Genomic DNA, 10486 nt, shown 5'->3' on the forward strand with positions numbered 1-10486 from the left:
AATAGTGCATATAACAAAATTATGCTCATCACTTTTCCTATTAATTTCCTCCAGAATTTTGTCAATCTGCTCTTCTCCTTTTACAAAAGACCAAACATATTCGATCGTTTCTACAGAACGAAAGTGTTTCAGAGCTGATTTTGCAACTGATATAACAGTTTCACCACTTGAATCTGATACTAAGTGTAGATTAAGCTTTTTAAGGGTCATATACTAAAAATAATAGCTAGCAATCTGCTACTGAAATTATGCTAATTTGTTGACCTACGTAAATATAGAAAAACTATCCTGTTGATAAAACTCAAACTAATTGGTAAATTCTTAACACAATTATCCTCAAAACGAATGTTTTTATTAAAGCCTACAAATTTCTCTTATTTTTCTAAGAAAGCTCTACCTTGGCTTGGGGTTATTTGTTTCGCATGTTTTTTAATTGGAATGTCTTTGGCGTTATTCTTCTCTCCAGAAGATTATAAACAAGGAGAAATTGTACGAATCATGTACATTCATGTGCCTTCTGCATGGCTTGCTCTTGGAATATATGGATTAATTGCATCACTTGGTTTCATTTCATTGGTATGGAACAATAGCATTGCTAGTGTCTTGGCACATGCTGCTGCTCCTGCAGGGACAGTCTTTTCGGCAATATGCTTAATCACAGGCAGCATCTGGGGAAAAGGAACCTGGGGCACTTGGTGGGTATGGGATGCAAGGCTTACTTCAATGCTGATTTTATTTTTCCTATATGTTGGCTACCTTTCATTGTGGAGCGCTTTTGATAATGAAGCGAGGGCAGAAAAATCAGCAGCAGTATTTGCCATCTTTAGTGCTATAAATATTCCTATAGTAAAATTTTCCGTGAATTTATGGTCCACTCTCCATCAGCCAGCAAGCATTTTGAGAAAAGGTGGAATAGCAATAGAAAGTTCCCTGCTGTTGCCACTGGTTGCAATGTTTATGTTTTGTGCCACATTTTTTTTAGTAGTGTGGATACTGTATTCACTTTACTTAATTAATTTATATAAGATAAAGAGAGAAATCAGTATGCGGTATTAGGCCGAGAAATGAAAATAGAACACACCACATCACCAAGTAGCAAAGACATTGAATTCCTACTCAAAAAGATTAATGAAGAAACCGTTGATAAAGGTACGTGTAACCCATTTGCTTTTTTTATTCGCGATGATACTGAACAAATTATTGTAGGTTGTAGCGGTTTTGTTATCTATGGTTCAATTTACACTGACTTGCTTTGGGTGCACTCTGATTATAGAAGAAAAGGTATGGGAAAGCAGCTAATGGAAGAAGTTCATGATTATGGTCGTGAGATGCACTGTAAAATAGCAACCGTTGCAACCATGAATTTTCAAAAAGCGAAAGTATTTTATGAAAAGCTTGGGTATAAGTGTGATCTTGTACGTCCAGGGTATGTTAACATGTATATTTTTGAAGAAAGTGTTGTGAGATGCACTGTAAAATAGCAACCGTTGTAACCATGAACTCTAAAATATTTAAAGAGCCTACTAATATCTTTAAGGTAAATGTTCATGTGATTCCGCAGAATAATTCTGTTTTTTGATTCTATCTGTCCATTTATCATTTTCTATATCTTGTTTGTTGGTTGCTTTTTTTTCTTGCTCAACAATTGCCTTATCTATCTCCTTATGAATTGCAACTCCTTTTTTGTATACTTCGCTTTTCCCTTCAATAATTAACTTAATAAAAGTATTTACAACAGACTGCACTTGATTATGATTAACCTGACCTTTTGTCAAAGAAGGTAAAGAGCCTAATTCCATCAATACTTCTGGTGCTGTTTTATCTTGAGTGGAAAGTCCTAAATTATCTGCTACTTTACTTATTAATAACTCTCTGTGTTCTTTATTATCTTCCAATTTAGCATAATCACTCAATAGATCTATAACGGTAGATACTCTGACTTCAACAACATCATCAACATCTTCATCTTCTAGAGCAACTCCTGACCCCAATAACCTCTCTCTGAGATTTTCGCTTAAAAGATTGATAAATTCTTCATTTGCATCTGATCCTGTGGTTGATATTGTACCATCTAAATAGTTACTTTGAGCACCGAAGCCATGCTCTATTTGTATTTTTGTCTCAGGTTTAAATCCTAATTTTGCACAGAATTTCTGAAAATATTCTTTAATAATGTCAAACAAGCTCTTGCCATTATCTTTATAATTTTTTAACTCTTTAGGAATAGTAAGTGACAATTTACCATCTCTGTATGTTACAAAGTCTTCACCATTGTGAGATTCAATTGTAAATTCCAATGAACTAGACAGATTACATATCTTATCGCCATGCATAACTTGATTTTTAACAGAGAGTATTGGTAGCCTCATATCAGATCTAATTCTCACATTATTTTGGTTAGCACAATCAATGTTTATTACTTTTTTAGGATTTTCTACTATGAACGACTGTCCAAGTGCAAGTTGGGTTTGTATAAATGGAGCAGCCTCATACCCTGCTTGATTACAATTGGTAACTAGCTCTTCTAAAATAGCATCACTTGGAACTTCTGCCCCAGCGTATCTGAACATTTTTTTGAAAACTTCTTTTGCAAAGGAACGGTAATCCTTGTTTTCATCTTTCTCTGTTGGTAATAGATGGATATACCTTTGGCCAGCATTGTAAAATTCTTCAAATTCTTTCTTATATGAATCGGTTTTTTGATGATTGGCAGTTTTGGAATTTTCACAGTGATTTTTCCATAGCTCACCCAATGCATTACTTACAAGCTCTTTCTCAATATCTTCGAGTACTGAAGCAACAAAAGCTTTGCCATGATCCGTATCTATTTCTCTTGTTCCTTTTTTGTTAAATATTTCGTCATTATATATATCATCACTATTAAAAAGTTCGCTTTTGCGGTGCTTAGCTCCTTCCTTAAATGCAATAATAAGATTTTTATCTATTTCTTTTCCGTTAATAATAAAATTCATCCTTTGAAAATCTAAGAACATTGTTTCACCGGAATTCGCTAATTTATTATCTTGATCTGCTCTTAATTTACTAAAATTGAACTCTTTAGCTGTGGCCTTTAATCTAACTACTGGACTCTTATTATTTTTTCCTTTTGTCTCTTTCATGAATAACACCTTACTGTAAATATGCTGTAAGTTATATCATATAATGATGAATAATTTGGTAATATATTAAGAAAATCGACAGTATATTTCTTTATTTAAGGGGTGTAGGAAAGGCGTAGATTTCTCTTTCCATTTGTAGCGTACTGCATTAATATTTATGTATTAATCTAGAAAATAATGATGAATAACATTGTAATTGTTGGTCTGCAATGGGGTGACGAAGGCAAGGGTAAAATAGTAGATTATCTTTCTGAGAATGCAGATGTAGTTGTGAGATTTCAGGGAGGAAATAATGCAGGGCACACTATAGTAGTAGATGATGAGGTTTATAAATTAAATTTACTGCCCTCTGCTGTTTTGAGGCCAGGCAAAATATCTATCATAGGAAATGGCGTTGCTCTTGATCCACACGCTCTAATCTCAGAAATAGAGTCATTGAAAGTTAAAGGAGTAGACGTAAACTATAACAACTTGATGGTATCCGAGAGCTGTCCATTAATACTTAGCATACATAAGGACAAGGAAAAGCTATTTGAAGATTTAAATGGAAATCACAAAATTGGTACAACAAACAAAGGGATAGGGCCATGTTATGAAGATAAAGTTGGAAGGAGAGCTATACGCCTTTGTGACTTAGAAAACGCAGATGAGCTCAATAAAAGAGTGGATACTCTTTTGAATTACCACAATGCTATCAGGAAAGGCCTTAACTACCAGGTGGTTAAAAAAGAAGAAATATTAAAGGAAATTCAAGAGATTTCAGAAAAAATTCTTTCATATAAAAAACCTGTGTGGAAGATATTAAATGACTTGATGAAAGAAGGTAAGAAAATAATATTTGAAGGTGCCCAAGGCGCATTTTTAGATATCGACCACGGAACTTACCCTTTTGTTACTTCAAGTAATACTGTAGCATCGCAAGCAATAACAGGCTCAGGGTTATCCTCCAATGCTTACATTATTGGTGTGGTAAAAGCTTATACAACAAGAGTGGGCAATGGCCCATTTCCTACTGAGCAGAAAAATGAAGTAGGAGATAGCTTGTTTACTATAGGTAAGGAACTTGGAACAGTGAGCAATAGAAGAAGGCGTTGCGGATGGTTCGATGCAGTTTTAGTGCGCCAGGCCGTACAACTCTCTGGAGTTTCAAGCATTGTATTAACCAAATTAGATGTGCTTAATTCTTTTGATACAATTAAAATATGCACTGGTTACAAGTATAGCGGAAAAATGTATGATTATTTACCCGCATCGCATTCAATACAAGGGGAATTAGAGCCAATATATGAAGAGTTTCCTGGCTGGAAAGAAAACACTCAAGGTAAAAGGTCGATTGAAACATTGCCTATCAATTTAATAAAATATATAGAAGGGTTAGAAAAATTAATAGGTGTACCAATTCATCTAATCTCAACTAGTCCAAAGAGAGAGGATGTTATTAAGCTTAAAGATTTCTGAAAACGTCTTTGTATCTTAGAGCCTGTACGTAATCTTAAAAAAGAGATAAAGTGAGAGGATAAAGTATATAAAGTAGGATATGCGAAGTTTATAACCAAGTGACATAAGTCGAGAAAAGTTTGAGATTATTGTAGCAGATCTGGAATCTTGCAGAAAGAAGACAAAACCAAGAACACTTGATTTACATGATATATTTTGTGGAGTGTTATACGTGTTAAAAAGTGGTTGCCAGTGGAGAATGGTATCAAAAGAGTTCCCAAAATGGCGCAATTGTTACGACTATTTTAAGAAGTGGAGTGAAAAACCAGATGTAAATAAAGAAAGTGTTCTGGAGCTGGTATTAAAAAAAAATAATTGCGACAAAACAATGGTCGGAAAAGCTTCTGCATAATTGATGCACAGAGTATAAAAAATGCAGATACTGCTGAAGCTATGATGCAGGCAAGAAGATTTCAGGGCCGTATTGCAGTAGATACGCAAGCATGCAATTTATACAACAACAGCAGAGATAACTGACCGTAGCAGTGCTGTGAGAATGGTCGAAAATGCAAAAGAAAACCTCTCGGGAGTTAAAAATGTACTGGTTGATGCAGGCTATACTGGAGAGAATTTTGTAACTCAAATAAAAACGATTATTGGTGCAACCGTTGAAGTGATCAAAAGAAATGAATTACGTTCCTTTGTTGTATTGCCCAAAAGATGGGTTGTGGAGCGATCTTTTGCTTGGTTAGAAAAATGTAGAAGATTGTGGAAAAATTGTGAGCGAAAACTCAATACTAGCCTACAAATGGTAGTTCTGGCTTTCACTGCCTTACTTCTGAAAAAATTATGAACAGGCTCTTACTAACTCTTATCTAATAAAAAAAATACTTGTGTAACTTCGAATAGTCTATTATGCAAGACAGCAGTATAAACATGTAGTAAGAAATGTATAATGAAAAATAAAAGCTCAAGTTTAACACTTGCAGTTATTTTTACACAATTAAGTAATCATAAAAGTTAGTGTAGGGCGAGGTTATACAGTTTGATTTCTTTTAATATATGTTAATTGGTATAATATAAATATAGTTAAGGAGGTGTATTATGATTGGAAGTTTGGCTAAAGAAGAAAAAACAGCAGAGGCAGGAAAAACAGGTGATCAACTTGAAAAGTGTATTGGACCAACTTCACTGAATGGGGAGGTTTATTACTCTACGCTTATCTACTATACATTAAAAGAGTTATATTCACAATTAGGTGATATCTCTTATGCTAATAAAACAAGATCAGAAAAAGAAATAATCAATTTTTATGTTCTACCTCAATTTGCACGCTTTAAAGAAATTATTGATGAAGATATAAAAAAAGATCCTTCGTTTGCAAATTCTGCTATTGTAAAGTTTTGCTCCTCAATTATAAAAAATAACAAATTACTTAAAGAATTAGAAGAAGTTAGTATTCCTGCCAAAAACTCTAGTGTAAAGGCAAGGGTAAGCTTTCAACTGAAAAATCTGAAAGAAAAGGTGTGGTTCTTAGGAAAACTAAAGGAAAAAAAGAATTTCACTTACGTGCAGAGGGCTTTTGGGGATAAGTGGAGTTTTTATGACCTAATAAATGATGGAGATTTTAAAAAAACGTACATAGATAAAGCAGTAACAGAGTCTGCTAATAAGAGCTTTAAGGAAGATATAGATAAATGCATAAAGTGGGCAGAGCAGGGAAAAGAAGCTGCAAGTAAATATCTTGGAGAGAAAGGCGTAGAGTTTCGAGCTTATTACACAGAAACTGATAACACTCATAGAGTTTTGAATATCAATCTTATTAATTACAATAGAAGTGAGCAAACCAGGATTAGTGACATTTTACAGCAAGAGAAAGATATTAAAGAGCTGAATATCTATTGCAATAAAAAACATGAAATACACGCTCATCGGAAAGGTAAGGAAAGATATTATGAATTTAAAGAGGGCGCATATTATGAAATGAAAAGCACTTGGCCTGTAAAGGATGGATCCGAAATGTGTACCATGATTATGAATGTGAGTAGCGATGGCATAACTGAAGTACTAAAATTTAATGATGAAGATTTTGTGCTATCGGATGAGATCTTAGAATTAATAAAGCAAAACGATGAATTATATATTCAAGATCTCTCCTTATATGATGCTGTACTAGAAAAAGGTAAGGCTGCTGATGTTGTACCTACTGCTAATAATAATTTTCAAAATGAGTCTATAGCGGCCTATCGCGAGGAACCAGAGGGGGAATTAGACCCTAAAGTTGATGCTGACAATAGCCTTCCTCCTTCTATTAATAGCAATGCATCAACTCAAACGGAAGTCAATTTACAACACACTGAAACTCAAACAGAAGTTGCTTCACAACAAATCGAAACTAAAACGGAAGTCAATTTACAGCACACTGGAACTCAGACAGAATTTGCTTCACAACAAATGGATGAATTGATTTTAAATAATCAGATGCTGTCCGAGAAAAACGTTGAATTGAAGCAAGAAATGTCAAATTTGAAAAAAGAAGCTGTTGAATTGAAGCAAGAAATAGAAGCAGGGTTGCAAGTGATAAATAAAAAGCACCATGAATTAATACAAGAAAATCAGCGACTACAGGAGAAACTAGAAACAACCCAAGCAGAAGCTAATCAAACAATTGTAAAGTTAGAGAAGCAGAATAGCAATTTACAAGACAGGTTTGAAAAAGAGGAGCAAAAAAACACGGAATTGCAAACTGAACTGGCACAAAAAAATGAAGAATTAGCAGGTGTGTTAAAAGAGCTACAAGGGAAAGCACAAGAACTTAAAGGTGTATATGAAGAAAAAAGAAAGCTAAAGGAAGAGCTGAAAATTGTTAATGCAGGAAAGAAGAATTTGGAAAAAGAGCTAAATCAAGCACGAGAAGATGCGGAACAGATAATGGTTGAACGACGCCAGCAGAAAGAGCGCTTGAAAGATCAGCTAAGAGAATTAGATCAGGAATATAAGGTACAAGTAGAAATTGAGCAAAAGATTAAAGAATCAGATAGGCAGGATAGCGATTTACAAGATACACTTGGAGAAGAGAGACTAAAACTCAACATTGAAGAACTAGAAAACGAGTACGAGGAATTTCCAGGAGATAAGGTGCTTACACTTGAACTCACTAAAGATGAAGATAAAGTCGAAGAGTTAAGAAACGAGCTAGAGCGTGAGAAAGAAAAGTGTAAACAATTATTAGAAGAAGAAAATGAATGGGGTGATGAATTGGTAGGAATGCTTGATGGACTGGAAGAAAAAATTCGTGCTGATGAACAAAGGAGCTCCAACAATCAATTAACGGGAGAAATTTCTAATGAGTCTGGTAATGCTCCACGACAGAAGAAAAGGTTATCCAAATCTTCAAGCGTTGATAATGAGTCTTATGTTCCACTGAGAGAGAAGACAACATTACTCAGATCTTTAAGCGTTGATAGTGGACTTGATAGCGATGAAGAAAATTGTGATAATGATTTATCTTTTAACATAAGTCCTATAAGTTCTATTGAGAAGGTGGCAGAGAGTAGAAACGTAGGTAGGGTATCATTGTGAAGATGGTTGGGGTTAAGTTGCAACTTAAGTGGGGCGCAAAAGGTCTTTTGTGTTGATAATAATTTAAAATCTATAGTAGACTAAAAAAGATTATTAAATTATAATATAACATATGATAAAAGACGAGAAATCGAAAACAATTTTTGAAGTGGAAGGGGCAGTAACTGCTTTACTACCTGCAGCAGAATTTAGAGTGAAACTGGACAATGAACATGAGATTATCTGTCATGTATCAGGGAAAGTGAGAAGAAGTAAAATACGCATCATTATAGGGGATAGGGTGTTAGTTGAGATGAGCATTTACGATAGGAATGCGAGAAAGGGTAGGATCATTAGAAGGCTTAAAGGTACAAGTGACAGAACGATCTCTAAATAATCTTATTCTTGCTTCATCATCGAAAAGGCGTATAGCTTTACTAAAACAAATAAACATTGAGCCAGGTTTAATTTTGCCAGCAGATATAGATGAAGCCCCTTTAAAAAAGGAACTTCCGAAGGATTACTCAATCCGTATGGCAAAAAGTAAAGCTGAGAAAATACAAAGTTTAAATCCAAATTATTTTGTGCTTGGTGTTGATACAGTTGTTGCTTGTGGTAGAAGGATATTGCTCAAAGCTGAAAACGTTGAGCAAGCAGAAAAATGTATCCGCTTGTTATCAGGAAGAAGGCATAGAGTATACACCAGTGTATGTCTATTAACTCCCGATCAATCTAAACAACATATCAGGACTGTGGTTACAATAGTGAAATTTAAACGTCTCAGTGAACAAGAAATTAAGTATTATTTAGCATCAGAAGAGTGGAAAAATAGAGCGGGGGGATGCAATATACAAGGCCTAGCTGGAGTGTTCGTATTGTTCTTACGCGGCTCCTACTCTTCCGTTATAGGGTTACCATTACATGAAACCTATTGTTTGCTAAGCAATTATTTTAACTTCAATTTAGGGAGTGTTAAATAAACTGTGTCAAACCGAAAAAAAAGTAATAAATTAATATAAAAAAATGGAGGTTTGACATGAGTCAAAAAATAGCAAACAGAACTACCGGATTGGTAGATTATAAAGAATTAGAAACAAATATCTTATCGTCTATACGAGAAGGAAGACCGTTGACAGGAAGAGATGGAGCATTAACACCATTTATAAAAAAGCTGCTGGAGGCAAGTCTAGAAGGTGAAATAGAAAACCACTTATTGGCTGAAAGCGAAGAGAATAACCGAAGAAATGGGAAAAATGGAAAGACTTTGCGAACAAGTGCTGGTTCATTTTAGCTGTTAACACCAAGAGATAGGGAGGGAAGCTTTGAACCACAAATAGTTAAAAAAAGGCAAACAAACTTACATCCCGAACTTGAAGCAAAGGTCCTAAGCACATTCGCAAGCGGCATGGGGTACAGAGATATAGCGTCGCATGTTGAAGAAATTTATGATCACAAAATATCAGCAGCAGAGATATCAAGTATCACTGACAAATTGCTACCAGTAATCAACGAATGGCGTAGTCGCCCGCTGCAGTCCGTGTATCCAATAGTGTTTATGGATGGAATGTTTTTTAAAGTCAAAGAGAATGGGCATTGTGTAAGTAAATGTATGTATAATATATTAGGTATAGATCAAAATGGTAGAAAAGAAGTATTGGGCTTTTATTTGGCTGAAAGCGAAGGAGCTAACTTCTGGTTGGGAGTGCTAAATGATCTCAAAGAAAGAGGAGTAGAAGATATCCTGATTGCCTGTGTAGATGGGCTAAAGAGCTTTCCTACAGCCATAAATAGTGTCTTTCCCAATGCAGAAGTGCAGCTATGTATAGTGCACCAAACAAGGAATTCGCTGAAATATGTATCCAGCAAAGATGTGAAAGTTTTCATGAATGATTTGAAAAAAATATATCGTGCTTCAAGTAAAGAAATTGCTGAAAATTACTTACTTGAGCTGGAAGAAAAATGGGGAGAAAAGTACCCATTGGTTGTAAAATCGTGGCAGAATAATTGGGAAAACTTATCCGGCTATTTCAAATATTCTGGGCCAGTGAGGAAGCTAATTTATACTACTAATCCTATTGAAGGACTGCACAGACAGATCAGAAAATTCACTAAAACCAAAGGTTCATTTACCAGTACAAATGCCTTGTACAAACAGGTATATTGTGCTATAAAAAAGGCAGAGCAAAAATGGACTATGGCTCTGCCTAACTGGGCTTTAACTATGTCTCAATTTGATATCTTCTTTCCCGGCAGATTGAAAATTGAGTTGAACTAAAATGTGGTTTGACACAGTTTATTTAACCATACGCGTCAAGTTAAGGAATGTAGAGAGCTTAAAGTAGATACCCTGGTCTTCCTATATCTGTCTT

8 protein-coding genes and 2 pseudogenes are annotated in these 10486 nt (G+C 34.8%); 8 read left to right on the forward strand and 2 right to left on the reverse strand.

The genetic code is table 11. The annotated features are described in order from the left end of the window. On the reverse strand, nt 1–210 hold a 210-nt coding region (locus tag ACIPNH_RS01905), incomplete at its 3' end, for a kinase/pyrophosphorylase (RefSeq protein ID WP_400771382.1). Between the two features lie 135 nt (nt 211–345). On the opposite strand from ACIPNH_RS01905, the gene ccmC reads away from it, so the two are divergent. Then, complete coding sequence (gene ccmC, locus ACIPNH_RS01910; protein WP_010962525.1) at nt 346–1056, forward strand: heme ABC transporter permease CcmC; 711 nt, start codon at nt 346–348, stop codon at nt 1054–1056. A gap of 8 nt (nt 1057–1064) precedes the next feature. Beyond that, the gene (locus ACIPNH_RS01915; RefSeq protein WP_083250453.1) at nt 1065–1481 is read left to right on the forward strand and encodes a GNAT family N-acetyltransferase; all 417 of its coding nucleotides are present in this window, start codon (nt 1065–1067) and stop codon (nt 1479–1481) included. A gap of 51 nt (nt 1482–1532) precedes the next feature. On the opposite strand, the gene ACIPNH_RS01920 is transcribed toward ACIPNH_RS01915, so the two are convergent. After that, on the reverse strand, nt 1533–3119 hold the full coding sequence (locus ACIPNH_RS01920) for a hypothetical protein (RefSeq protein ID WP_400771384.1): 1587 nt from the start codon (nt 3117–3119) through the stop codon (nt 1533–1535). A 180-nt stretch (nt 3120–3299) separates the two neighbouring features. Here ACIPNH_RS01920 and ACIPNH_RS01925 point away from each other — a divergent pair, with 180 nt between their 5' ends. From ACIPNH_RS01925 to ACIPNH_RS01950, 6 genes and pseudogenes are all read left to right on the forward strand, one after another. Next, entirely contained in the window at nt 3300–4577 is a 1278-nt protein-coding gene (locus ACIPNH_RS01925) for an adenylosuccinate synthase (protein WP_070357042.1), read from the forward strand. A gap of 103 nt (nt 4578–4680) precedes the next feature. Then, nucleotides 4681–5409, forward strand: a pseudogene (locus ACIPNH_RS01930) (IS5 family transposase). Nucleotides 5410–5660: 251 nt separating this feature from the next. Next, nucleotides 5661–8138, forward strand: a complete 2478-nt coding sequence (locus tag ACIPNH_RS01935; RefSeq protein WP_400771387.1) for a coiled-coil domain-containing protein — start codon at nt 5661–5663, stop codon at nt 8136–8138. Between the two features lie 112 nt (nt 8139–8250). Then, nucleotides 8251–8514 carry a translation initiation factor IF-1 gene (gene infA / locus ACIPNH_RS01940; RefSeq protein WP_007550159.1) on the forward strand — a complete coding sequence of 88 codons (264 nt, stop codon included), beginning with the start codon at nt 8251–8253 and terminating at the stop codon, nt 8512–8514. After that, complete coding sequence (locus ACIPNH_RS01945; protein ID WP_400771390.1) at nt 8492–9097, forward strand: Maf family nucleotide pyrophosphatase; 606 nt, start codon at nt 8492–8494, stop codon at nt 9095–9097. Before infA ends, ACIPNH_RS01945 begins: the two co-directional genes overlap by 23 nt. A 56-nt stretch (nt 9098–9153) precedes the next feature. Then, nucleotides 9154–10392: pseudogene (locus ACIPNH_RS01950) on the forward strand (IS256 family transposase). Nucleotides 10393–10486 lie beyond the last annotated feature (94 nt).

This window comes from Wolbachia endosymbiont of Drosophila barbarae (genome assembly GCF_044752445.1).
Classification (GTDB): domain Bacteria; phylum Pseudomonadota; class Alphaproteobacteria; order Rickettsiales; family Anaplasmataceae; genus Wolbachia; species Wolbachia pipientis.